We start from the raw sequence: 24,781 nt of genomic DNA, 5'->3' as shown, positions 1-24,781 counted from the left end.
ATGTTGATCGACAGCCATGCAAACCTTCACGGCGACGCCTATGACGAAGACCGCGAGGCGGTGTTCGAGCGTGCGCGGGAAGCGGGCATTGAGGGCATTCTCGCCATTTGCTGCCGGCTGGACGAATTCGATGACGTTCTGGCGCTGGCTGAACCGCGCGAAAATGTCTGGGCCAGCGTCGGCGTGCACCCGCACCACGCCAAGGAATGGCCGGACATTACGGCGGAGGAACTGATCCGCCGGGCGGACCACCCCAAAGTGGTCGCAATCGGCGAAACCGGCCTGGACCAATACTATAATCACAGCCCGGAAGCTGTTCAGATCAAAAGCTTTCTCGCGCATGTCGAGGCGGCCCGGGAAACCGGCCTGCCGCTGGTCATTCATTGCCGGGACGCGGACGAAAGAATGGCGGAAATTCTCGAGGCCGAAATGGGGAAGGGGGCCTTCAAGGCGCTGCTGCACTCCTATACAGGCGGGCCGGACCTGGCGCGGCGGGCCTCGGCGCTGGGCGCGTTTTTCTCGGTCAACGGAATCGCGACATTCAATTCGGCCAAGGATGTGCGCGACGTCATTCACGACGTCATGCCGGGCGAGCGTATCCTGATCGAAACCGATTGCCCTTATCTTACGCCGGTTCCGCACCGCGGAAAGCGCAATGAGCCTTCCTTCCTGCCGTTTGTCGCCGAAAAGCTGGCGGACATACGCGGCTGGACAAAAGACGAAGCCGTGGAGAAATCCGGCGCGGCGTTTTTCAAGCTGTTCGACAAAGCAAAAGCCGTATGACGATGAAACTGACCATTCTGGGATGCGGGTCGTCGGGCGGCGTGCCGCGGATCGATGGAGACTGGGGCGTTTGCGACCCGGACGAGCCGCGAAACCGGCGCTCCCGCTGTTCATTTCTGGTCGAGCGGATGGGCAATGATGGCGTGACCTCGGTCCTGGTCGACACGGCGCCAGACCTGCGGACGCAAATGCTGGCGGCCAATGTGCGGCATCTGGATGCGGTGCTGTACAGCCATGACCACGCAGACCAGACCCATGGCATCGATGATCTGCGGGTCTTCGCGTATCGCATGAGGCGCCGCGTGCCGGTCTATATGGACGCGGCGACATCGGAAACGCTGATGCAGCGCTTCGGCTATTGTTTCGAGACGCCGCCCGGAAGCTCTTATCCGCCGATTCTGGAAGCGCGCGACATGCCGGCGCCTGCCGAGACGATGCAGTTGAACGGCGCAGGCGGCGGGATCAGCGCCACGCCGCTGCGTCAGGATCACGGGAATATGGACTCGCTGGGGTTCCGGTTTGGCGATGTCGCGTATTCCAACGATCTGGTGGACATGCCGGACGAAAGCCTGGAGGCGTTAGAAGGCGTGCGCGTCTGGGTCGTCGATGCGCTGCGCCGCGATCCGCACCCGACGCACGCGCATTTGCAGCGGACGCTGGACTGGATCGAGCGGCTAAAGCCGGAACTCGCCATCCTCACCAATATGCATATCGATCTGGATTACCGGACGCTGTGCAATGAACTGCCGGAGGGCGTCATTCCGGCCCATGACGGCCTCAGCATTGAGGTTGGACAGGATATCAGCGTGTCCGATGACTGATATTATTTCTCATAATATATCTTATGCGACATTCTGATGTCTGGTGATGGGCAAACCCGAAATGGCGATATTGCCGCCCTTCTTTCCGTCATGGCGCGCCTGCGCGATCCGGAGGCCGGCTGCCCGTGGGACGTCGAGCAGACTTACGAGACCATCGCGCCGTACACGATCGAGGAAGCCTATGAAGTCGCCGACGCCATCCAGCGCGGCGATCTGACGGACCTCAAGGAAGAACTCGGCGATCTTCTGCTTCAGGTCGTTTTCCATAGCCGCATCGCAGAGGAAGCCGGCGAATTCGCCTTCCCTGACGTGGTCGAGGCGATCGTCGACAAGATGGTGCGGCGTCATCCGCACGTTTTCGGCGACGACACCATGCGCGATTCCGCGGCCCAGACACGCGCCTGGGAGGCTCAGAAAGCCGAGGAACGCGCGGCGAAGGGCAAGGATGACAGCCTGCTGGACGACGTGCCGGCCGCCCTTCCCGCCCTGTTGCGCGCCGTGAAACTTCAGAAGCGCGCCGCGCGCGTGGGCTTTGACTGGCCCGAAACGCGGCAGGTCATGGACAAGATCCACGAGGAAATGGCCGAGCTGAGCGAAGCGGTCATAGAGCTGGAAGACCCCGCCAAAATTGAGGAAGAGCTGGGCGATTTGCTGTTTGTATACAGCAATCTGGCGCGTAAACTGAAAGTCGACCCGGAACATGCGCTCCGGCAGGCCAACGCCAAGTTTGAACGGCGGTTTCACTATATAGAACGGGCGCTGGCCGATCAGGGCCGCACGCCCGATGATGCGACGCTGGACGAAATGGACGCGCTCTGGAACGAGGCCAAGAAAGCCTAGTTCAGACGCGTGATTTCAAGATCCGGGAATTTTTGCCGGAACTGGCCAGCCGCCGCCGGATCCAGCCGCGCGGTCAGCCGCGTTATTCCGCCCTCTCCCGTTACCCCTTCATCCAGCACTTCGCCATGCTGGAACAGCCAGGCGCGAGCCGCCGAGTCATGCGGGCCGGCGACGATTTCGATCTCATGCGCCTGCCGGGCCAGCATTTCTTCAATCAGCTCAAGCAGAGCATCTATATTCTCGCGCTTTTCCGCACTGATCGGCACGGAGGGAATCTCGGCCCCGGCGGCGCGGGCCTTGATGAAACGCTGATCCTCTTCGTCCAGCAGGTCGGCCTTGTTCCAGGCTTCCATGATGGCCTGCCCGGACTCCGCCCCGGCTTCCAGCGTCTCAAGAACCTCCATCACGTCCTCGGCCTGTTCGTCGGTGTGCGGCGAGGAAATGTCGCGGACATGGATCAGGAGGTCCGCCTCCTTGATTTCTTCAAGCGTGGCGCGGAACGCCGCGACGAGGTCAGGCGGCAGGTCCGTGATGAAACCCACCGTGTCGGACAGGATGATGCGGCGGCCATGCGGCAGGTCCACCACCCGGAGCGTGGTATCCAGCGTTGCGAAAGGCATATCTTTCGCCAGCACAGATTCCCCCGTCAGATAATTGAAAAGCGTGGATTTTCCGGCATTCGTGTAGCCAACCAGCGAGACAACGGGATAGGCGCTGCGGCGGCGGGAATCGCGATGAAGGCCACGCGTGCGGCGTACCTCCTCCAGCTCCTTTCGAAGCTTGGTGATGCGCTCGGAAAGCAGGCGGCGGTCAGTCTCGATCTGGGTTTCACCCGGACCAGCGATAAAGCCCTGCCCGCCCCGCTGGCGTTCAAGGTGAGTCCAGGTTCGCACAAGACGGGAACGCTCATAGGCCAGACGCGCCAGCTCAACCTGCAGCGAGCCTTCGCGGGTTCTGGCCCGCAGACCGAATATTTCCAGAATCAGACAGGTGCGGTCGATGACCTTGGCCTTCCAGGCCCGTTCCAGGGTGCGTTGCTGACCCGGCGAGAGATGAGCGTCGACGATGACCAGGCCGACATTCTCGTCCTCGGCCATGTCGCCGATTTCGTCCACTTTTCCGCGGCCCAGAAGGGTCGCCGCGGAAGGTTTGCGCAATGGCGCCTCGAACGCGGAAACGAGATCCAGCTCCAGCGCCTCGGCCAGGCCTGCGGTCTCTTCGAGCCGCGAACGTGTCTCTGCAGGAATGTCCTCAGGAAAAACCGGGAGAACCAGAAGCGCGCGATCCCCAATACGATCGGTCATGTAAGGCTATCAGCCCTCATCGCTCTCCGGCGCGGTTTCCGCTTCGAACATCTGGACCGGCTGGGCCGGCATAATGGTCGAGATGGCGTGTTTGTACACCAGTTGGGATTGTCCATCGCGGCGAAGCAAAACGCAGAAATTGTCAAACCATGTGACGACGCCTTGCAGCTTTACGCCGTTTACAAGGAATATCGTCAACGGCGTGCGCGATTTGCGCACCGCATTCAAAAAAGCGTCCTGTAAACCCTGTTTCTTGTCGGTCGTCATCGTCTCAGCTTGAATCCCCTCGCCCTGCAAGCTTTTGATTGGTAAAGCGGCTTGCGAAGAACGGCAACCGTTTCCGGAGCGAATTAGGCGTTTAGAGCCAGTTTTTCGTAACCTTGTCGCAGCGCAACACTGGTTTCACCCGGCCGGCCGGCGCTAATCTGCGCGCCGTCAATGGAAATTACGGGCATGACGAAGGATGAGGCGCTGGTCATAAACGCCTCCTTGGCGTCCATGGCCTCTTGCGGCGTGAAAGCGCGCTCTTCCACGGTCAGGCCAAGCTCGCTGGCAATGCGCAGGATGGCCGCGCGCGTGACGCCCGCCAGAATATTATCGGTCACCGGGCGCGTAACCAGTACACCCCCGGAAGCGACGATCCAGGCGTTGGAAGACGAGCCTTCGGTGACATAGCCGTCGGCATCCAGCATCCAGACCTCGAAAGCCCCCTGCTCCCGCGCGTGCTGCTTGGCCAGAATATTGGCCGTCAGCCCGGTCGTTTTGATATCACAGCGTCCCCAGCGGATATCGGGCGCGGTGACGACCGAAACCCCGGCCTTTGCGCGGGCGTCCGCCTTGTGCTGCGGAATATGCTTGGCTGTTGCGATCACGGTGGGCGTGGCCTGTACCGGGAAACCGTGGTCCCTGGGCGCGACGCCGCGCGTAACCTGCAGGTAGAGCAGCCCGTTTCTGATGCGGTTTCTCCGGCGCAGCTCTTCCAGCGCAATCATCAGCGCTTCACGCGTGACTGGGAACGCGATGCGCAGCTCGCCCAGAGAGCGGAACAGGCGATCCAGATGGCCGGGCGAGTCCATCAGGCGGCCATTGCGGACGCCCCAGACCTCATAAACGGAATCGGCGAATTGCAGGCCACGGTCCTCAATTCCCACACAGGCGTCCCGGTGCGGCGTGAACGCGCCGTCGACATAGGCGATACGCGGCATCTAGCGTCTCCAGAGTCCGGGCGCGAGGGCGGCCAAAGCGGCGAGAACCTCCATGCGCCCAAGGGCCATTCCCGCCGACATAACGGCGCGCGCGCCGCGGGTAAACTGGTTGAAATCGGCGTTCTCGGCGGCCGTCGCGTAGAGCAGCGGCCCTGCGTTGGAAAGCGTGGCGACCGCCGCCGGGAGCGCGATGTCCAGCGGCTCGCCCATCGTCGCGATCCCGACGATCAGCACGCCCAGAACCGCCGTATAGCCGAGAAAATAGATCCAGAGGCTGACGAAGGTGCGGTCCGGAACAACCCGGTCGCGGAAATGAACCAGCTGGATGCTGGACGGATGGGAGAGCTTGCGAAGCTCCGCCCGCGCGTGACGGACCAGAAGCAGGACCCGGATGATTTTCACCCCGCCGGCGGTCGAAAGCGCGGATCCCCCGATCAGGACCGCCGCCATCAGGAGCGTCGGCGGTAAGGCCCGCATGGCCTCCAGATCCGCGAAGCGGCCCGATGTCGAGATCAGAGCGGCGGCGTCGTGAAAGGCGATGGAGAGCCGGCCGAAGCTGAGGCCGCTGGACATGAAAACGAGCAGGACAAAAATCAAAAGGATGCCGCCCGAAAGCGCGCGCGTTTCGGGGTCGCGCAATATGTCCCTGCGCATGACATTGTCGCGGTAAGCCTCCCAGAGCAGCGCGTAATTCAGGGAGCCGGCGAACAGGGCGAGCCCCAGAACCATCAGCCCCGCCCCCGAGACATAGTCCGGAAGCGCCGCGCCGCGTGGCGCGCCGCCGCCGGTTGCGGGCGCGGACAGAGCCAGGCAGACGGCGTCAAACAGGGTCGAGCCGGAAACCGCCAGGCCAATGAAAGTGACCAGCGTCACAATGCCGTAGATGACGCCGGCAACGCGCGTGATGTGGGAGAAGCGCTTGAACAGCCCTTCCTTGTCCAGGGTGAACAGCGTGGAGCGGTGAACGCCCGGCCCGGTCAGGTTCAGCGCCACAAGGATAACCAGAATCATCAGGATCGACAGATAGCCGCCGCCCCATTCCAGAAGCCCGCGCCACAGAATGATGGATCTCGGCGCGGTGTCCGGATCGATGAGGCTGGCGCCCGTGGTGGTGGCCGCCGACATCGCTTCGAAAAAGGCGTCGTCGAAATGGATGATGGCGCCCTGCCCCAGAAAGCCGAACGCAGCGATTGCCGGCGCAATGGTCCAGCCCAGAAGCAGCATCGCCACGCCTTCGCGCGGGCCGGTATTGGTTTGCAGGTTGCGGCCGAGAAGAAAGCCGGAAATGCCCAGAAAGAGCGACAGCAATCCGGTGGCCGACAGGGTCAGGGCCTGCGGGCGTTCATTCACGGCCGCGCCGAATAGCGCCGCGATGAAAGCCAGTGCGGCCAGGACGACAAGAATGCCGCCCAGTCCCCTGAAAACGCTAGCGAATGCCATGGAGCCGCCGCGCCATTAGAAGAATGCGGCGCTGACGCGGAACATGCGCTCGACCGCGGAAATCTGGCCGCGTTCGGAAAACACGATGACGCGGTCGTCTTTCTTGATGCTGACATCCTCGCGTCCCAGCAGCACCTTGTCCTTGCGGACCACGGCCCCGATCACGACGCCATCGGGCAGATCCAGCTCGCCAATGGTTTTTCCGACCAGGGGCGATGTTTCCAGCGCCACGCCTTCGAGGATTTCACCGCCGCCATCTTCCACCGAATAAAGCTCGGTGATCCGGCCCCTGCGGACATGCTGAAGAATGGTCGAAACTGTGATCGTGCGGGGGTCGATGAACACGTCGACGCCGAGCGATTCCTTCAGCGGTTCATAGGTGCGGTCATTGATCAGGCAGAGCGTGCGCTCCGCCCCTTCCCGCTTGGAGATGACGGAGGAAAGAACATTGACCTTGTCGTCATTGGTCAGGCTGATCGCGACTTCGGCGTTTTCCACGCCCGCCTCGTGCAACATGTCGCGGTCGAGCCCGTCGCCATGCAGAACGACGGTGCGGTCCAGCGCATTGGCGGCCATTTCCGCCGCGCCCTTGTCGGACTCGATGATCTTTGCGCGAACGCCGCGCGCTTCCAGTTCTCCCGCGACGAAGACGCCGATATTGCCGCCGCCCACCAGAATGACGCGGCGGGCGCGGGCCACATCGCGCCCAAAAATATCCAGGGTGCGGGGGGCGTGATCGCGATCCGTGACAATGTAGAGATCATCGCCCGATACCAGCACGTCATCGGGCTTGGGCGTGAACAGGCGGCCATCGCGCACGACCCCGGCGACCAGCGCCTTGAGATCCGGGAACAACTCCTCAATCTGGCGAACCGTGGTGTTGTCCAGCGGCGAGTCAGACGGCAGGCGGACGCCCAGAACCAGAACCCGGCCATTGGCGAAGGGCAGCGTGTTGAATGCGCCGGGCGTTTCCAGCCGGCGCAGGATAGCGTTGGCGACCTCCAGTTCCGGCGAGATCACCACGTCGATCGGCATGTTCTGACGCGCGAACAGGTCCTGCCAGGCCTTGTCGAGATACGCCTGTGACCGGACGCGGGCGATTTTTGTCGGGGTCGAGAAGAGTGAATGCGCGACCTGACAGGCCACCATGTTCACTTCGTCCGAATAGGTGACGGCGATGATCATGTCGGCGTCCTTGGCCCCGGCGCGCTCCAGCACGTCCGGGTGAGAGCCGTGGCCGACCACGCCGCGCACGTCCAGATCGGTCGTGAGGCGGTCCACCAGTTCGGCCGACACGTCCACGACCGTCACGGTGTTGCGCTCCTGCGCCAGTTCCCGTGCGATCCCGTAGCCGACGCGTCCCGCGCCGCAAACGACAACTCTCATCGGTGACCCCTGCCCCTAGTTCTTCTGGCGGTCGCGGCTCTGCGGCGTCACGCCAAGGCTTTTCAGCTTACGATGCAATGCCGACCGCTCCATGCCGATAAATGACGCGGTCCGCGAAATGTTTCCGCCGAACCGCGAAATCTGCGCCACCAGATATTCGCGCTCAAACTGTTCGCGCGCATCCCTCAACGGCAGGGAAATGAGTTTTTCGGATCCCGCCTCGCCGCCGGATTGTCCCTCCGGGGCCACGCCCGACGGCAGGGAATCCAGCGTGATCGGGCTGCCAGGCTCGCCGCCGGCCAGAATCAACAACCGCTCCACGTTATTGCGCAGCTGGCGCACATTGCCGGGCCAGTCATGGGCTTGCAGCGCAGCCATCGCGTCCGCGCCGATCAGGCGTTTGGGCAGGCCGGAGGCGGCGGACAGGCGCGTAATGAAATACTCCACCAGTTCCGGCACGTCTTCCCGCCGTTCGGCAAGCGGCGGCATCCCCACCGGGACCACGTTGAGCCGGTGATAGAGATCTTCCCGGAAATGCCCGGCCTGTATCTCGGCGCGCAGGTCCTTGGAGGTCGACGAAATGACGCGGACATTCACCTGCACGTCGCCACTGCCGCCCAGGCGGTGGAATCGCTGGTCGACCAGAAGCCGCAAAAGCTTGCTCTGGGTTTCCAGCGGCATGTCGCCGACTTCGTCCAGATAGAGCGTGCCGGCGTGCGCCAGTTCGAACAGACCCGTCTTGCGGACACGGCCGGAATTGTCCTCCTCCCCGAACAATTCCAGTTCGACGCGATCCGGCGCCATGGCGGCGGCGTTGATAGCGACAAAGCGGGCTTCATTGCGCGGAGATTTTGCATGGATCAGGCGGGCACAGAGTTCCTTGCCGGAGCCCGCCGGCCCTTCGATCATCACCCGGCTGTTGGTTGGGGCGACCTTGTCGATAAGCTGGCGCACCTGCCCGATGGCCTGTGAGGCGCCGACGAGCTTGTGCTCGCCGCGGCTTTGCTCGCGCAGTTCGGCGTTTTCCAGTTGCAGGCGGTTAGCCTCCAGCGCGCGTTTAAGAATGACAATCAAGCGGTCGCTTTTAAAAGGCTTTTCAATAAAGTCATAGGCGCCGCGCTGGATCGCGGAGACGGCCGTGTCGATGGTGCCGTGGCCGCTGATCATGATGATGGGAAGCAGCGGATCGAGCGATTTCAGCTCGCCCAGCAGATCCAGGCCGTCGCGGTCGCTGCCCTGAAGCCAGACATCGAGAATGACAAGCGCGGGCTTGCGGGAACGCACCTGCTCCATCGCCTGATCGGCGTCGCCCGCCGTGCGGACCTCATAGCCCTCGTCTTCCAGAATGCCCTGAACGAGCTCCCGGATATCGCGTTCGTCGTCTACAACCAGAATGTCGGCAGCCATGATTGACCTGCCCTTTCGTTTATACTGCGGCCGCTTCGCCGGCGGTTGTCGCTTGTGTTCTTGAATCGACCAGCGGGAAATTGAGGCGCACAACCGCGCCGCGCCCGCCGCTCTCGGGCTCGTCCAGCTCCAGCGCGCCGGAATGGTCTTCCATGACGCGCTTGACGATCGCGAGGCCGAGCCCGGTGCCTTTCTCGCGCGTCGTCATGTAGGGCTCGGTCAGGCGCTCCCGCGCGCCTTCCGGCCAGCCGAGGCCGTTATCCTCGACTTCTATGCAGCCCATGCCGTCCGCTTTCGAGAGGCGAACCACCAGCCAGCCGGTCTTGGGCCCCTCGCCCAGCTCCAGCCGCGCGGCCACGGACTCGGACGCGTTCTTGAGAACATTGGCGAGCGCCTGCGAGGCCAGCCGCTCGTCACACAGCACCATGATTTCCTCATCCGGCGCCTCCAGCTCGACCTTGACGCCGGGACTGGCGACGCGGCGCGCGAACGCCGCCTCCTTGGCCAGAGCCTGCAGCGAGGCCGGCTCGACGTGAGGCGTCGGCATGCGCGCAAAGGACGAAAATTCATTGACCATGCGGCCAATGTCATTGACCTGACGGATGATCGTGTCCGTGCAGTTGTCGAATATCTCTGTGTCCTTGCCCTCTTCTGCCGGACGGAAACGGCGTTTCAGGCGTTCGGCCGAGAGCTGGATCGGGGTAAGCGGGTTCTTGATCTCATGGGCGATGCGGCGCGCCACGTCCCGCCAGGCCGCGTTGCGCTGGGCCGTGATCAGGCGGGAGATATCGTCAAACGTGATCACGACCCCGCCCGAGGACGCCGTGTCGGCGGCCGCGCGGGCGTTCAGTGTGATGACCGAGCCGTCCTCGGAAATCAGCTCGATCTGCGCTTCCGCCATGTCCCGGCCGCGTTCGCCGGCGCGTACCGCGAGGTCATTAAGCTGGGGCGCCACCTCCGCCAGCTTGCGACCGACCAGCCCGTCCTTCTCTTGCCCGAGCAGCTCCTTGGCCGAGCTGTTCGCGAGAGTCACGACGCCATGCGCGTCAATTGACATGACGCCGGCGCTCACACCGCTGAGCACGGCCTCGATCAGGCGGCGGCGGGCGTCCGACTCGTCATTGGAGGCGATCAGATCATGACGTTGTTCCTGAAGTTGCCGCGTCATCCTGTTGAAAGCACGCGCCAAAGCCGCCAGTTCATCCTGTTGCACGCCGACATTGACCCGGGCTGTCAAATCCCCGCGGCGGATCTGGTCGGCGGCGTGGACCAGCTTGCCGACCGGTGTGACAACCCGCCCGGCGGACGCCAGGCCGAGCCAGACCGCCCCGGCCAGAACAAGCAAAGTCGCCTGCGCGTAGATCAGAAGGAAGAAGAGCTGAATCCTTCCGCGCTGGCTGCGCGCGGTGCGGAAATCATTGATCGCGGCCTGCGCTCCCAGAAGCGCGTCGAACAGCGACTTATTCACGTCCGGCAAGGCGTAGAGATAGGCGTCCGGATAGGCTTCCAGATCAAAAAGGGCCGAGATCTGGCGTTCCGCCTCGTTGGTGCGGATCAGGATGTCGTCCTGCGCGTTGCGGAAATCCTCCTGCGAGGGTGCGCGGAAATCCGGCGCCACCTGCGATTCCGCCGAGGCCAGTATGTCCCCATTTGAATCGACAAGATAAGCGGCCGTGAAGGCGCGCAGACGCGCCTGCCCCTCTAGGAACGCCTGAAAGGCGTCCGGCGAGGTCTGGAGCGCGTCGCGGACATTCTGCTGATTCAGATCGGCGGTCGTGGCGGCCATATCGATTTGGGTCTGTTCAATGATCTGGTCGAGATAGAAACGGGCCGTATCGGCGGAGCTTTCGACGGACGCCTCGACCCGCTCGCCGAACCAGGTTTCCAGACCGCGAGTCAGAAATCCGCCGAAAAACAGAGCGATCAGGACCGCCGGAACAACGGCGGCGAGGCTGAACAGCATCACAAAGCGACGGTGAAGCTTGGGCGCGGGTTCGCCGATGCGAGTCGGGAAAATCAGGCTGCGCATCCGCCACAGGGTCGCCCCGGCGAGGAAAAAGGTCAGCGCGAAATTGATCCCGATCAGCCAGAACACGACCGGGCTGGCCGGCCCGGCATCGCCGAACAAGGCAATGATCGCGGTCAGCGCTGTCAGCACCGCCGAGGTCAGAAACAGCGCAAGCATGGCCCCGGCCTGAAGAGGCGAAGCGGCTTGCGGTAGAGAAAAACGTCTTGAGAATGCCACAGGCGCTCCCGCGTTGTGGCATATATCCAACATTAAACGGGGCTTTCCTGCAACAGTCTGTGTCGCCTGTGCCCAGTCAGGCTGCAGTCAGCGCGCCCTGGTCCGTTTCCGCCGGATCAAGGGCGGCGAGCGCCTCCAGCACCGCGGCGGGGCTGTTCAACTTGCAGATTCGCTTGCGTATCGCGACGCGGAACGTTTCCGGCGCGTCTTCATAGGCATGGTCGATAAACGCCGCGACATGCTTGCGCGACATGCGAACGGCCAGCGGCTCCCCGTAAAGCGCCAGCATATCTTCATATTGGGCGAGCATGCCGCCAAGACGGGCTTCCCAGCCGGGCGCTTGAAAATCATCGGCGCCGGTTTCAAGCGCCTGGGCGAGCGCCGCGGGCAGCCACGGCCGCCCCGTCGCGGCCCGGCCGACCATGACGGCGTCGGCGCCGGACTGGCTCAAGGCTTGCCGGCAATCGTCCAGCGTCGCGATATCGCCATTTACAACGACAGGGATCGATACGGCGTCCTTCACGTCGCGCACCGCCCGCCAGTCAGCCTGTCCCTTGTAGAAATCCTGCCGCGTGCGGCCGTGCACGGTCACCATCTGCACGCCGGCCGCTTCCGCGCGCCACGCCAGCTCGGGCGCATTCAGAGAATCCCGGTCCCAGCCGAGCCGCATTTTAAGCGTCACCGGAACCGGTGAGCCGGACAGCGTCGCCTCGACAAGACTCATGGCGTGATCGAGATCGCGCATGAGGGCGGAACCCGAGAGCGCGCCGGTCACCTGACGCGAGGGACACCCCATATTGATGTCGATGACATCCGCGCCAGCCTCGGCGGCCAGCCGGGCGCCCTCCTCCATCCAGTGCGCCTCACGACCGATCAACTGAATCACAAGGGGATTGATCTGGCCGCCGCCCGCCGCGCGGCGCAGAACATCGGCGCGGCCTTCGGCTAGCATCTCGCACGCCACCATCTCGGAAACGACCAGTCCCGCGCCGAACCGGGCCGCCTGTTTACGGAACGGCAAATCGCTGACCCCGGACATGGGGGCCAGAAAAACGCGGTTGGGCGTTTCAATATGTGCAATGCGGACAGTCATGATCTTGCGTTTGTGGATACACCGGAAAGGATGCAATTTGCACCACCCGCGCCAGATCCGGCGCAGCCCTGACCGCACAGGAGACGTCATAGCGTGAGCGCAGCCGCAATCATCGTCGCCGCCGGTCAGGGCGCGCGCTTTGGCGATCCGACGCCCAAGCAATTCCTGCCGCTTGCGGGAAAGCCGGTTCTGCGCTGGAGCCTGGAACTGTTCGGCCTGACCCGGCCCTGCGCGCGGATTGTTGTTGTATGCGACCCTGACCGGGCGCGGGAGATCGAAACGATGGCCGCGGGGTTGAAAACCCCGGTCGAGACCGTTCCGGGAGGAGAGACGCGAACGGCGTCGGTGCGCGCGGGGCTGGAAACGATGCGCGGCAATCCGCCGGACATGGTTTTTATTCATGATGCGGCGCGGCCCTTGGCCAGCCCGCGCCTGATCGACGACCTATCCGCCGCCCTGGACGAAGCCTCCGCCGCCGCGGCCGCCCTGCCCGTCCGCGATGCTTTGAAACGGAAGGCGGAGGGGCTGCTTGGCGAGGAAATGGACCGGGAGAGCCTGATGGCGATGCAAACGCCGCAGGCTTTTGCCTATCAGGCAATTATGGACGCCTATGATGCGTTGCCGCCTGACGCCGTCCTCAGCGATGATGTCGCCGTGGCGCAGCGCGCCGGGATGGAGGTGCGCGCCGTCCCTGGCGACCGGATGAATTTCAAGATCACCGATCCGCAGGACCTGGCCATGATGGAGTCGCTGATGAACGCAAAGCCTGCAATGCGCGTGGCTACGGGACACGGATTCGACGTCCACCAATTGATCGAAGGGGACGGCGTCACTCTGTGCGGGGTGCATATTGATTGCGACAAGCGACTGAAAGGCCATTCCGACGCCGATGCGGGTCTGCACGCGATTTGCGACGCCATGCTGGGCACGATTGGCGCCGGCGATATCGGACAGCATTTTCCACCCAGCGACGAGGCGTGGCGTGACGCCGACTCCGCCGCGTTTGTAACTCATTGCCTATCCCTGATGCGGGAGGCCGGCGCGCGCCCGAGCCATTGCGATGTGACGCTGATCTGCGAGGCGCCGAAAGTCGGCCCCCACCGGACTGCGATGCAGGCGCGGGTCGCGGAACTGCTGGGCCTGCCCCTGAGTTCGGTGAATATCAAGGCGACGACGACTGAAAAGCTGGGCTTTATCGGGCGGGGCGAAGGCGTCGCGGCTGAGGCGATCGTCACGGCAGAGGTTCAGAGACGAGATGTTTGACGAGGCCCTGATTGCCAAGACACAGCGATTCCTGGAAAGCGCCGAGGCGCAGGGCGTGCGCGTGATTTGCGCCGAAAGCTGCACGGGCGGCCTGCTGGGGGCGCTTCTCACCCATTCCGCCGGCGCGTCCGCTGTCATGGAGGCGAGCCTGGTGACCTATAGCAATGAAGCGAAAGCGGCCCTGCTGGGCGTTGAGCCTTCACTGCTGGCCCGTCACGGCGCGGTGTCGCCCCTGGTGGCCAAAGCGATGGCCGAAGGCGCATTGGAGCGCAGCCCGGAAGCGGCGCTGTCCGTTTCGATCACCGGAATTGCCGGGCCGGATGGCGGAACGGAGCACAAGCCGGTCGGGCTGGTCCATTTTGCCTGTGCGGCGCGGGCCCGTGAAACGGTCCAGCTTGAGAAGCGCTTTGGCGAGATTGGCCGGGCAGAGGTGCGGATTAAGAGCGCCGAAGCGGCTCTGGATATGCTGTCAGACGGTCTCGACCGTCTCCGCGGCTAGATCCAGCTCCGCCTTTCCGACCGTTTCGTAGCGCCTGTCCGCCTCCTGTTTGAATGCGTCAAGGATCATCCCGGCGGCCCGGTCCCGCGCGCCCTCGAACAACATTTTCAGGACCTTGTTGCGGAATTCGTATTCGACGCAGAAATCGATCAGGCTCGAACCGTCAGAAAGTTCGTGGAAGCGCCAGTGATTGGCCAGCGCCTCAAACGGCCCTGACAGGTAAGAGACATCGATGACGCGGTTCTTCGGCTCCAGTTCAACCTGCGTGGCGAACCGCTCGCGGATGAACTTGTAGCCTACGGAAGCTTCCGCCTTCATGGACCGCGTTCCGTCTGGATTCTCCGTATCCTCACGCACGCGCATGGCGGCGACAAACGGCACGAAATCCGGGTAGGATTTCACATCCGAGACCAGCGCATAGAGATCGTCCGGGCTGTGGCGGATCCGCCGTTTTTCCTCATGCATCGGCATGGAAGATCAGGCGCGCCCGGCCGCCAGCTGCGCTTCCCGCGCGGCGCGCATTTTCTCGAAATCCTCGCCCGCGTGATAGCTGGAGCGCGTCAGCGGCGTGGCGGAGACCATCAGGAAGCCCTTGGACCGGGCGATGGTTTCCAGCGCCTTGAATTCCTGCGGCGTCCAGAAACGGTCGATCGCGGCGTGTTTGCGCGAAGGCTGCAGATACTGGCCGATTGTCAGGAAATCGACGCCGGCGCTGCGCAGATCGTCCATGACCTGCATGATCTCTTCCTTGGTCTCGCCAAGACCAACCATCAGGCCCGACTTGGTGAACTGGGACGGATCGCGCTCTTTCACTTTCTCCAGCAGGCGGATGGAGTGGTAATAGCGCGCGCCGGGCCGGATTTTCAGATAGAGCCGCGGCACCGTTTCCAGATTGTGGTTGAACACGTCCGGCTTGGCGTCGATCACGCGCTCGGCAGCGTGCGGCTTGCGCAGGAAGTCCGGGGTCAGGATTTCAACCGTCGTGCCGGGAGACTGCGTACGGATTTCGTCGATGACGCGCTCGAAATGCTCGGCGCCGCCATCATCAAGGTCGTCGCGGTCGACCGATGTGATCACGACATGTTTGAGGCCCATCTTCACGACGGCGCGGCCGATCTTGGCCGGCTCCTCGTCGTCCAGCGCGCCGGGCAGGCCCGTCTTGACGTTGCAGAAGGCGCAGGCGCGCGTGCAGGTGTCGCCCAGAATCATGAAGGTCGCATGTTTTTGCGACCAGCACTCGCCAAGGTTCGGACAGCCCGCCTCCTCGCACACGGTGACGAGGCCTTCCTCCTTCACCGCCTTGCGCGTCTCGGCCACGCCCTTCCCGGCCGGCGCGCGGACGCGAATCCAGTCCGGTTTGCGCGGAACGGGGGTGTCGGGCCGCTTCTGTTTTTCAGGGTGGCGAACCGGCGCGGCTTTCGCCTTGTCGAGATTGTCGATGATCACTGCCATAGTGACGCGAACATGGCGCGCATTGCCCCGTGGTTCAAGCGATCACCACGGGGCGTATGCACGAAAGACAGGGCGCTATGCGCAAATGCGCAGGGCCCTAGTTTTTCTTGATAAGTCCAAGAATGAACAGCAGCAGGATCGCGCCCAGCGTGGCGATGACCAGCTGGCCGATGATTCCGCCCCAGGCGATGCCCAGCAAGCCGGCGATAAACCCGCCCAATAGCGCGCCGACGACGCCGACGACCAGATTCACCAGGATGCCGTGATCGCGTTTCATGACCTGTTCTGCGATCCAGCCGGCCAAGATGCCGATCAGGATGAAAATCAGAAATTCCATGTCGATTCTTCCCTCATGTTTCTTATGACGTTCAGTCTGACCTGTAAGAGGTCCGGACGCCAGTTAGTTCCAACAATTGGAACGTGACGGGACCGCCATATGTTGAGTCACAAAGATGACATCCGACTTGCCCCTGCGGGTGCGGAAGGTGATAAGATTTAAAGAGATGACCGACGGAAACAGTCGGCGCGGGAGGATGCATGAAACGCCCATACAGCTACGATGAGCGGCGGACCCATACGACCATTACAGGCGCGCTCCTGCGGGCGCGCAAACGCGCCGGCGGGAAATATACCGCTATCATCGACGCCGATGACCGGAAGCTTTCCTACGATGATCTGGTAAAGGCGACTTTCGCGCTGGGATCGGCGCTGGCCGGCCTGACCGAGAAACGCGAACGCGTGGGCGTCATGCTGCCCACCGGCGCGGGGGCGGTGATCGCCACCTTCGCTCTCAGCGCCTATGGCCGTGTTCCCGCGATGCTGAACTTTACCGCCGGGGTGCGCAATCTTCGTTCCGCCCTAAAAACCGGGGAAATCAAGCGCATCGTAACCGCGCACCAGTTCATCGAGAAAGGCGGATTTGAGTCCTTGATCGAGGCTTTGGGGCAAGAAGCGGAAATTATCTATCTGGAGGACGTGCGCGACAATCTGGGCGTTCGCGACAAGGCGGCGGCGCTGGCCGGCCTCTACGCGCCGGACCTGATCCGCGCCAAGACCGATCACGACGAAGAAGCCGTCATCCTGTTCACTTCCGGCACGGAAGGCGATCCGAAAGGCGTTGCGCTGAGCCACAAGAATCTGGTCGCGAACGTCGAACAAATTATCGCGCATGTGCCGGAGCTGATGGAAGACGACATCATCTATAATCCGCTGCCGACATTCCATTGTTTCGGCCTGACCGGCGGGGCGTTCCTGCCGCTGTTCGGCGGGCTGACGGCGGCGTTCCACCCCTCCCCGCTCCAGACCAAGGAAATCGCCACGCGCATCCGCGATACGAACGCGACGATCCTGCTGGCAACAGACACGTTCGTTTCGCAATACGCGCGCGCCGGCAAGGAAGGCGATCTCGACAAGCTTCGCTTTGCGGTCTGCGGCGCGGAGCGCGTGCGCGATGAAACCCGCAGCCTTCTGCGCCGCAAATTCTCCGTAGCGCTTCTGGAGGGCTATGGCGCGACGGAAGCCTCGCCCGTTGTGGCGGTCAATCCGCCCGCCGATAATCGGCCCGGGACCGTGGGAACGCTGCTGCCCGGGAGCGAATACAAGCTGGAGCCGGTGGAAGGCATCACGCGCGGCGGACGCCTTTATCTGCGCGGGCCGAACGTGATGAAGGGATATATTCTGGCCGACGCGCCGGGTGTGATTCAGCCGCCCGAGGAAGGCTGGCACGATACCGGTGATATCGTGGTGATCGACGATGATGGCTATATCACCATTCGCGGCCGTCTGAAGCGGTTTGCCAAGATTGGCGGCGAGATGGTGTCTCTCACGGTGGTCGAGAATTGCGCATCCAGCCTGTGGCCCGACAACATGCACGCCGCGGCGGCGGTGCCGGATGGCCGCAAGGGCGAGCAAATCATCCTGATTACAGACAGTCCCGACGCAAACCGGGCGGATCTCGTCGGTTTCATCCAGAATCACGGCGTGCCCGAACTGGCTGCGCCGCGGAAGATCATTCAGGTGGATGAAATTCCGGTTCTGGGCACCGGCAAGACAGATTACGGCGCGGTGCAGCGTCTGGCGGAGGCGGAACTGGCCAAGGCCGCGTAACAAGCCGTCAGGCGTAGCGGCCCATAAGCGCGATCGTCTGGTAAAACAGGATCTGCTGAAACGTCAGAAACAGCACGTACACGGCCAGGGCGTTTCCAAAGGCGGTCCATCCGCGCAGCCGGTAAAACCGCCTCACTGAGCGCACCAGATAGATGAGGATCAGCGGCATTTCGATCAGGAAAAGCGGCGTGGCTTCGTCCAGCGTGATCCCCGCTATGTAAAGCAGGGCCGTCACCGACGCCGTGAACATCACGATCAGGATCATTCCCGTGGCGGTCTCCAGCGCCAGGAAGAAATGGTCGAACAGCCAGTATCTCCGCCGGAACAGAAAGCCGTTCAGTATCATCAGCGCCGGAATCACGGCCAGCGGCAGATAGATCAGAAACGTCGCGAACCGGTCATTGACCCGCGCCATGCGCTCGGGCGCTTGCACCAGGCCGGCGATCCAGCCGGGTTCGATCGTTTCCAGATTTATGGAGCCCTCCGAGAGCGCCTTGCGGAACCCCGGCGAAACGGGGTCCTGAACAGCCGGCGCATAGACCTGCACATCATAGGTCCACAGCAGTTCCTCGCCGGGAGCGATCATGTCCGCCCCGTACCATTCACGATCCATCGCCAGATAGAGCTGGCCATATTTGATGGGCGAGAAGGCGAAGAAGATCGAATAGAGAACAATAACGATCAAAAACAGCTTCAGCGGCGACACCAGATCGCCGCTGCGATTCTGGAGCGTCAGCTCTGACAGCTTCCCGGGCTGGGCGACGGTCAGACCCAGTGTCTTCAGAGTGGCGGAATCAAGCTCTGTATAGGTGCTGACAATTTCCTCGATATGCGCGCGCCATTTCTTGCGCGGGCTTTCCTGATCCTGCCCGCAATCCGCGCAAAAACTCGCAATGCGCGCCGACCCGCAATTCGGGCACTCCGCCGGCGCTTGCGCTGTGGCGGGCGCATGATCGCGATCGAGTTTTTCCATCATTCCGGCTGACGGACCGCTGGCGCTATTCGTCCAGAGCGGCTTTGTAGACGCTCTGTTTTGGCGCGGCGAGAACACACCGGAGCGCGGGCTCATAGTGCGCAAGATCCGGCGTGACATAGTCCGGGTCGAACGCCATCTGGTCGTATTTGCGGCAGAACTCTTCGGTCAGGTCATAGTTTTCATGACCCTTGAACTGGTCCCGCATGTCGCGGTCCATGCCCAGGTGATGGAAGAAATAATAGCCCTGAAAAATGCCGTGATGTTTCACCATCCAGTGATGGCTCTCTGAGACAAAAGGCTGGATGATCGAAGCGGCGACGTCTGGGTGATTATACGGCCCCAGCGTGTCGCCGATATCGTGCAGCAGGGCGCAGACGACATATTCCTCGTCCTGACCGTCAGCCTCGGCGCGAGCGGCCGTCTGCAGACAGTGGGTCAGCCGGTCGACGGGGAATCCGCCATAATCGCCGTCCAGAAGTTTCAGATGATCGATGACGCGGTCGGCGACCTTCGCGGCGAACGGCATGAAATGCCCGGCGATGACTGACCAGTCTTCCGCCGTGCCCTCTTCCATGGCGCGGAACTTGGCGCGCTGCGGCGTGCGTGCATCGTCAGGCATAATGGCTTCCTCCCGTGATAAGAATGAAGCCAGTCGCAATGGCGCGCAAGTGTGACTCTAGTCCAGCGGCGGGACGGGCGTGGGCTTCCCGGCCTCGTCCAGGGCGACCATCACGTATTCCGCCTCGCCACAGAGACGCCGGTCGCCCGTCATCAGGTTTTCGGCTTCGGCGCGCACCTTCACCTTCATGGACGTATTGCCGATGGACGCGACCCGGGCCGTCACGTCCAGCAGCTCCCCTTCCTTGACGGAGGCGATGAAGTCGATCTTGTCGGACGCCGCCATGCCGACCGATTTCCGGGCGCGACGCGAGGCGGCGATATAGGCCGCCTTACCCATTAGAGATGCCGCCTTGCCCCCGAAAAGCTGACCCAGATGGTTTGTGTCGCCCGGGAAGACCAGTTGCAGGACGCGCGCGGAATCCCGCGGCGACGGGGAATAATCGGCGCGGTCTTCGGGCGCGCTGGGCAGGCGGTCCGGATTATCCTTCCGATCCGCCGCCACCATTGTGAAGCTGCCGCGCGTGCAGATCCGGCGTTCGCCCGTGAACAGGCTCTCGGCCGACAGCTCGACATCGACGATCAGCGAATGCCAGCCGACCATGCGAACTTCCCCGGTCAGCTCCACCAGCTCCCCGACAAAGATCGGTTTGCGAAAGTCGATCTTGTCGCAGGAGGCGGTCACAAAAGGGCGGCGCGCATGACGGGCGGAGATCAGGAAGGCAATCTTGTCCATCTCGGCCAGCGCGGCGCCGCCGAAATAGCTCCCCTGGTGATTGGCCTGTTGCGGAAAGACCAGATCGGTATGCCGGATCTCTCTGAGTTGAAGGGGCTGGGACATTTAAAGCTCTGCTTCTAATCGGCTTCTTGCGGACGGCAGGTTGCGGGCGCGTCCTCGCCCGATATGAAGGCATCGATTGAAGTGTAAAGGCAATCGGCCCCGAAGAACCAGATTGCGTGGGGCATTCTTTCAACGATCGTCAGCTCGACGTCCGCGCCTTCATCGATTGCCGCTATGTGACGCCGGGCGCCCTCCAGCGGCGTTTTCGGGTCCAGCGCGCCGTGAACCACCAGAACGGGCGGCAATCCGGAATAGGGTTTATCGAACCATTCATCACGCTCATAAGTCGGGACATTCCCGAGCGTTTGCGTTCTGGGGAGCGGAGACGTGAACCAGAGCGCTGCTTCCTCGGCCGCGACCTGTTCAGCCGTCATGTCCGGCCGGCGGTTCGTTTCGGACTCGCCGATAAGGCTGGCTAGGACGATAGAGAAATCCGCGCCCTCATATTCTCCGATAGCTTGCAGCGGCGCGAACAGGGGCTCGACCCTGCCGGAATAAGAGCCCTTGAGAGAATGCGGGTCTTCAATGGCCGCGTCTATGAGATCAGGGATGAGCGCTCGCGCCTGGGGATGGTCCAGCATGGCCCCAAGGGTCAGTTTTATGTCGCCGTTCGGAATGCTTTCGGCGGCAATTTTCCCCTCCCCGATATCTTCGAGGAGGTTGGCGTAGGCGGCTTCGACGCCATCGGCGAACCGGTCATTGCAGGAGGGCGCGGCAGCGCATTCGGCCAGAACTTCGCGGCCGACCGCATCGACAGTGTGGGATCGGCGGCTGAGATCGTGATCGGTATCGTCCAGCGCGGACACCAGCGAATCCAGCACAAGCCCGTCCACGCGTTCCTGATGCATCTGACCAAAGCGCAGGGCCAGACCCGTGCCATAGGAAATGCCATAGACATAGCGGGGGCCGGAGCCGCCAAATTCCGCGATCAGGCGATCAAGATCGTGAGCCGCGTTCGTCATCGAAAACGCTTTCGTGCGTTCTGCATTTTGCCAGACCTCTCCGAAGCAAGGCCCGAATTCCTGACCGGCGAGTTGTGATCCCGCGGCGCTCTGAACTGTTTCGCCCTCGCACAGCCGCGCCGAGCGTCCGGTTCCGCGATGATCGGGGATGAACACGTCATAGCCAGGGAAACGCGCCTGAAAGTCCTCAATGCGCGTGTAGAAGGATGCGCCGGATTCTCCCGGCCCGCCTGACAACATCCAGAATTCGCCGACCCGTTCAGTTTGGGCCGGAAATTTACGGACGAAAATATCGATCTTTTCACCGCCGGGTTCCGCGGGGCGGAGAGGCGCGGCGAATATCGCGCACACACTGTCGGGGGCGGTCCGGTCTTCTTCCGGACATTCCCCGAAGCGAGGATCCTTCTGGCCCCCGGCGTCCGCCGCGCCCGAAACGGGAGCGCCTGTAGCGCAGGCGGAAAGGAAGAGGGCCGCAGCCCCCGCAAGGTAGAAGGAAACTCGATCAGGCATGCTTTCTCGTCCGGGTTAGCCGTCGGCGGAATATGGCGACAGAAAAGGGATGCGTCCGCTATCCAGACCGGATGCGTTCTCGACTGTTAGCGGACTGGTTTTCTTAAACCCGGGACGCCTAAAGCAGCATCGTGACGGGGTCTTCAATATAGCGTTTGAAGGCCTGCAGCCATTTTGCGCCTGTCGCGCCATCCACCACGCGATGGTCACAGGTCAGCGTGACCGTCATCACGGTGGCCTTGGCCAGCGCGCCGTCGTTGACGACCGCCCGTTCCTCGCCTGCGCCGACAGACATGATCATGCCCTGCGGCGGGTTGATGACGGAAGCGAAATTCTTGATGCCAAACATGCCCAGATTGGACAGGCTGAACGTGCCGCCCTGATATTCTTCCGGCTTCAGCTTGCGCTCGCGCGCCCGAGTGGCGAGGTCTTTCATCTCTTCGGAGATCTGAGCCAGGCCCTTCTGGTCCGCGTCGAAGATGATCGGCGTAATCAGGCCGCCCTCAATTGCCACGGCGACGGAAACATCGGCGTGCTTGTGCAGCGCCACGCCTTCATCGGTCCAGCTGGCGTTTGCCTTGGGCTGTTGCTTCAGGGCCAGGGCGGACGCCTTGATCAGCAGGTCATTGACCGAGACCTTCACGCCCTCCGGCGCCTTGGCGTTTATGTCCTTGCGGAAGCCCAGCAGCGCATCCAGCCGGCAATCCACGGTCAACGGGAAATGCGGGATGTCCCGGAAGGATTCCGACAGGCGTTTAGCGGAAATTTTCTGGATATTGTCGGCTTTGACCAGTTCGTAGCGGTCGCGCGCGATGCCGTATTTGGCCAGCGGGCCGTCGGCGGAGGCCGCTGCGTCCGGCGCGGCGGCCTTGGGCGCGGTCTTGTCCCCGGCGGGCTTTTTCTTGCCCAGTCCTTCCTCGGCGGCCTTTAACGCGTCTGCCTTGACGATCCGGCCCTTCGGTCCGGTGCCTTTTACATCGGCCAGGTCGAAACCTTCATGCAGGGCGATGCGGCGCGCCACGGGGCTTGCCTTGATGCGCTCGCCCCCATCCGTTTCGGTCTGGACTTTCTTGCGCTCGTCGGACGACAGGGCCTTGTCCGCGTCCCCGGGCTTCGCAGCCGGCTTGGGCGGCTTGCCGTTCTTTGGCTCGGAGGAAGCTTCATCCGCGGATTTGTCTTGAGATTCCGCCTCGGGCGAGTCTTCGGATTCTGATTTCTGATCTTCACCGCCGGATTCATCCTTGCCACCGGCATCGGCGCCGCTGGGCTGGTAGCCCTCCAGCGCGGTCTTGTCTTCACCCTCATCAAGAAGCAGGGCGATAGGCGCGTTGACCTTCACGCCTTCGGAGCCGGCCTCCACCAGAAGCTTGCCGACCGTGCCTTCCTCGACGGCTTCGACCTCCATCGTGGCCTTGTCGGTCTCGATCTCGGCGATGATGTCGCCGGAGGATACAGAGTCGCCTTCCTTGACCAGCCATTTGGAGAGAGTCCCCTCCTCCATGGTGGGCGAAAGCGCGGGCATCGTGACTTCAATCGGCATGGTTCGAGACCCTAATCGAGATAGCAGACGGCCTTGGCGGCCGTGATGATTTCTTCGGTTCCCGGAAGCGACAGCGCCTCCAGATTGGCGGCATAGGGCAACGGCACATCGGCCTGATGCACGCGGGCGGGCGGCGCGTCGAGATAGTCAAACGCCTCGGCGGTCACGACAGAGGCGACTTCAGCGCCGACGCCGAACCGGCCCCAGCCTTCCTCACAGCAAACCACCCGATTGGTCTTCTTGACCGAATTGACGACCGTCTCGGTGTCCAGCGGGCGGATCGTGCGCAGGTCGATGACTTCGGCGTCGATGCCATTTTCTTCAGCCAGCCTTTCGGCGGCCTCCAGCGCAAATTTCACCATCCGGGAATGGGCGACCAGCGTAACGTCCGATCCTTCGCGGCGAATGCGCGCCTTGCCGATGGGCAGCACCCAGTCATCCCAGTCGGGAACGTCAAACTCGTCGCCATAGATCAGCTCGTGTTCGAGGAACACGACCGGGTTGGGATCGCGGATGGCGGCCTTCAAAAGCCCCTTGGCGTCTGCTGAATCGTAGGGCGCGATCACTTTCAGGCCGGGCACCATGCCGTACCAGGCGGAATAATCCTGGCTGTGCTGGGCGCCGACGCGGGAGGCGGCGCTGTTGGGGCCGCGGAACACGATGGGGCACCCCATCTGGCCGCCCGACATATAGAGCGTCTTGGCCGCCGAATTGATGATGTGGTCGATGGCCTGCATGGCGAAGTTCCAGGTCATGAACTCCACGACCGGACGCAGGCCGCCAAAGGCCGCCCCGACGCCCAGCCCGGCAAAGCCGTGTTCGGTGATCGGCGTATCCACCACCCGCTTGGCGCCAAATTCCTGCAGCAGCTCCCGCGTCACCTTGTAGGCGCCCTGATACTCGGCGACTTCCTCGCCCATCACGAACACGGTTTCGTCGCGGCGCATCTCCTCGGCCATGGCGTCGCGAAGCGCGTCCCGCACGGCGACCGGTTTCCATTCCGTGCCATCGGGCGGCGTGGGGTCGGATGCATCGGGCTGACCGCGGAACGCGGGCACGCCCAGCGCGCGGGATTCGTCTTTTTCGCCTTCGGGCTCGGGCGGGGTCTTGGACTTGGCCGGCTGTGCCTCTGCCGACTCTTCAGCGTCATCCTGGCCGTCATCGGCGGCGGCGTCCGAGGCGCTGTCAGACGACGCATCAGACGCGCCGCCAGCCTGGTAACCTTCCAGCGCGCTCTCGTCCTCGCCCTCTTCCAGAAGAACGGCGATAGGCGCATTCACCTGAACGCTTTCGGAGCCTTCGTCGACCAGCAGCTTGCCGACAGTGCCCTCATCGACGGCTTCGACCTCCATCGTGGCCTTGTCGGTCTCGATCTCGGCGATGATGTCGCCGGAAGACACGGAGTCGCCTTCCTTGACCAGCCATTTGGAGAGAGTCCCCTCCTCCATGGTGGGCGAAAGCGCCGGCATCGTAACGGTAATGGGCATAGT

At 62.8% G+C, this 24,781-nt stretch carries 23 protein-coding genes; 6 read left to right on the top strand and 17 right to left on the bottom strand.

Features of this window, described 5'->3' with window-relative positions:
• The 3 genes from L338_RS07825 to mazG are packed head-to-tail and all read left to right on the top strand — an operon-like array spanning position 1 to position 2,444.
• Positions 1-783, top strand: a complete 783-nt coding sequence (locus L338_RS07825) for a TatD family hydrolase (protein ID WP_022697818.1) — start codon at positions 1-3, stop codon at positions 781-783.
• Complete coding sequence (locus tag L338_RS07820; protein ID WP_022697817.1) at positions 780-1,604, top strand: MBL fold metallo-hydrolase; 825 nt, start codon at positions 780-782, stop codon at positions 1,602-1,604. The genes L338_RS07825 and L338_RS07820 overlap by 4 nt, the downstream gene beginning before the upstream one ends.
• Positions 1,605-1,640: 36 nt before the next feature.
• Positions 1,641-2,444, top strand: coding sequence for a nucleoside triphosphate pyrophosphohydrolase (gene mazG, locus L338_RS07815; RefSeq protein ID WP_022697816.1), 804 nt, complete (start codon positions 1,641-1,643; stop codon positions 2,442-2,444).
• Here mazG and hflX read toward each other — a convergent pair.
• The 8 genes from hflX to dusB all read right to left on the bottom strand — a co-directional run bounded on the left by hflX (position 2,441) and on the right by dusB (position 12,524).
• Complete coding sequence (hflX, locus tag L338_RS07810; protein ID WP_022697815.1) at positions 2,441-3,748, bottom strand: GTPase HflX; 1,308 nt, start codon at positions 3,746-3,748, stop codon at positions 2,441-2,443. The genes mazG and hflX overlap by 4 nt on opposite strands.
• Positions 3,749-3,757: 9 nt before the next feature.
• Positions 3,758-4,015 carry an RNA chaperone Hfq gene (gene hfq / locus L338_RS07805; protein ID WP_022697814.1) on the bottom strand — a complete coding sequence of 86 codons (258 nt, stop codon included), beginning with the start codon at positions 4,013-4,015 and terminating at the stop codon, positions 3,758-3,760.
• Between the two features lie 83 nt (positions 4,016-4,098).
• Positions 4,099-4,953 carry a D-amino-acid transaminase gene (locus L338_RS07800; protein WP_022697813.1) on the bottom strand — a complete coding sequence of 285 codons (855 nt, stop codon included), beginning with the start codon at positions 4,951-4,953 and terminating at the stop codon, positions 4,099-4,101.
• Complete coding sequence (locus L338_RS07795) at positions 4,954-6,393, bottom strand: TrkH family potassium uptake protein (RefSeq protein ID WP_022697812.1); 1,440 nt, start codon at positions 6,391-6,393, stop codon at positions 4,954-4,956. It lies immediately after the preceding gene.
• A 15-nt stretch (positions 6,394-6,408) separates the two neighbouring features.
• Positions 6,409-7,779, bottom strand: coding sequence for a Trk system potassium transporter TrkA (trkA, locus tag L338_RS07790; RefSeq protein ID WP_022697811.1), 1,371 nt, complete (start codon positions 7,777-7,779; stop codon positions 6,409-6,411).
• A gap of 15 nt (positions 7,780-7,794) precedes the next feature.
• On the bottom strand, positions 7,795-9,186 hold the full coding sequence (gene ntrX / locus L338_RS07785; protein ID WP_022697810.1) for a nitrogen assimilation response regulator NtrX: 1,392 nt from the start codon (positions 9,184-9,186) through the stop codon (positions 7,795-7,797).
• A 19-nt stretch (positions 9,187-9,205) separates the two neighbouring features.
• Positions 9,206-11,371, bottom strand: coding sequence for a sensor histidine kinase (locus L338_RS07780; RefSeq protein ID WP_033310827.1), 2,166 nt, complete (start codon positions 11,369-11,371; stop codon positions 9,206-9,208).
• A gap of 136 nt (positions 11,372-11,507) precedes the next feature.
• Positions 11,508-12,524 carry a tRNA dihydrouridine synthase DusB gene (gene dusB / locus L338_RS07775; RefSeq protein ID WP_022697808.1) on the bottom strand — a complete coding sequence of 339 codons (1,017 nt, stop codon included), beginning with the start codon at positions 12,522-12,524 and terminating at the stop codon, positions 11,508-11,510.
• 93 nt (positions 12,525-12,617) lie between these two features.
• On the opposite strand from dusB, the gene L338_RS07770 reads away from it, so the two are divergent.
• A complete protein-coding gene (locus L338_RS07770; RefSeq protein WP_022697807.1) occupies positions 12,618-13,787 on the top strand; it encodes a bifunctional 2-C-methyl-D-erythritol 4-phosphate cytidylyltransferase/2-C-methyl-D-erythritol 2,4-cyclodiphosphate synthase in 1,170 nt (389 codons plus the stop codon).
• Positions 13,780-14,286, top strand: coding sequence for a CinA family protein (locus L338_RS07765; protein ID WP_022697806.1), 507 nt, complete (start codon positions 13,780-13,782; stop codon positions 14,284-14,286). The genes L338_RS07770 and L338_RS07765 overlap by 8 nt, the downstream gene beginning before the upstream one ends.
• Here L338_RS07765 and L338_RS07760 read toward each other — a convergent pair.
• The 3 genes from L338_RS07760 to L338_RS07750 all read right to left on the bottom strand — a co-directional run bounded on the left by L338_RS07760 (position 14,257) and on the right by L338_RS07750 (position 16,075).
• Positions 14,257-14,757, bottom strand: coding sequence for a type II toxin-antitoxin system RatA family toxin (locus L338_RS07760; protein WP_022697805.1), 501 nt, complete (start codon positions 14,755-14,757; stop codon positions 14,257-14,259). The genes L338_RS07765 and L338_RS07760 overlap by 30 nt on opposite strands.
• 6 nt (positions 14,758-14,763) lie before the next feature.
• A complete protein-coding gene (gene lipA / locus L338_RS07755; RefSeq protein WP_022697804.1) occupies positions 14,764-15,738 on the bottom strand; it encodes a lipoyl synthase in 975 nt (324 codons plus the stop codon).
• Positions 15,739-15,835: 97 nt separating this feature from the next.
• Positions 15,836-16,075 carry a GlsB/YeaQ/YmgE family stress response membrane protein gene (locus L338_RS07750; RefSeq protein ID WP_022697803.1) on the bottom strand — a complete coding sequence of 80 codons (240 nt, stop codon included), beginning with the start codon at positions 16,073-16,075 and terminating at the stop codon, positions 15,836-15,838.
• 200 nt (positions 16,076-16,275) lie between these two features.
• On the opposite strand from L338_RS07750, the gene L338_RS07745 reads away from it, so the two are divergent.
• A complete protein-coding gene (locus L338_RS07745) occupies positions 16,276-17,844 on the top strand; it encodes an AMP-binding protein (protein WP_022697802.1) in 1,569 nt (522 codons plus the stop codon).
• A 7-nt stretch (positions 17,845-17,851) separates the two neighbouring features.
• Here L338_RS07745 and L338_RS07740 read toward each other — a convergent pair whose 3' ends face one another.
• The 6 genes from L338_RS07740 to L338_RS07715 form a co-directional block, all read right to left on the bottom strand.
• Positions 17,852-18,820, bottom strand: a complete 969-nt coding sequence (locus tag L338_RS07740) for a hypothetical protein (protein WP_022697801.1) — start codon at positions 18,818-18,820, stop codon at positions 17,852-17,854.
• A 22-nt stretch (positions 18,821-18,842) separates the two neighbouring features.
• Positions 18,843-19,439 (bottom strand): HD domain-containing protein, encoded by a 597-nt coding sequence (locus L338_RS07735; RefSeq protein ID WP_022697800.1) that lies wholly within the window; start codon positions 19,437-19,439, stop codon positions 18,843-18,845.
• Between the two features lie 57 nt (positions 19,440-19,496).
• Positions 19,497-20,279: an acyl-CoA thioesterase gene (locus L338_RS07730; protein ID WP_022697799.1), complete on the bottom strand. Its 783-nt coding sequence runs from the start codon at positions 20,277-20,279 to the stop codon at positions 19,497-19,499.
• Positions 20,280-20,293: 14 nt separating this feature from the next.
• A complete protein-coding gene (locus tag L338_RS07725) occupies positions 20,294-21,481 on the bottom strand; it encodes an alpha/beta fold hydrolase (protein ID WP_161624611.1) in 1,188 nt (395 codons plus the stop codon).
• Positions 21,482-21,869: 388 nt separating this feature from the next.
• On the bottom strand, positions 21,870-23,291 hold the full coding sequence (locus L338_RS07720; protein WP_022697797.1) for a pyruvate dehydrogenase complex dihydrolipoamide acetyltransferase: 1,422 nt from the start codon (positions 23,289-23,291) through the stop codon (positions 21,870-21,872).
• Between the two features lie 11 nt (positions 23,292-23,302).
• Positions 23,303-24,778, bottom strand: coding sequence for a pyruvate dehydrogenase complex E1 component subunit beta (locus tag L338_RS07715; RefSeq protein ID WP_022697796.1), 1,476 nt, complete (start codon positions 24,776-24,778; stop codon positions 23,303-23,305).
• Between the last annotated feature and the right edge of the window lie 3 nt (positions 24,779-24,781).

It is taken from the genome of Euryhalocaulis caribicus, from assembly GCF_000412185.1.
GTDB lineage: Bacteria > Pseudomonadota > Alphaproteobacteria > Caulobacterales > Maricaulaceae > Euryhalocaulis > Euryhalocaulis caribicus.
This window is presented reverse-complemented; position numbering and strand designations above follow the sequence as displayed.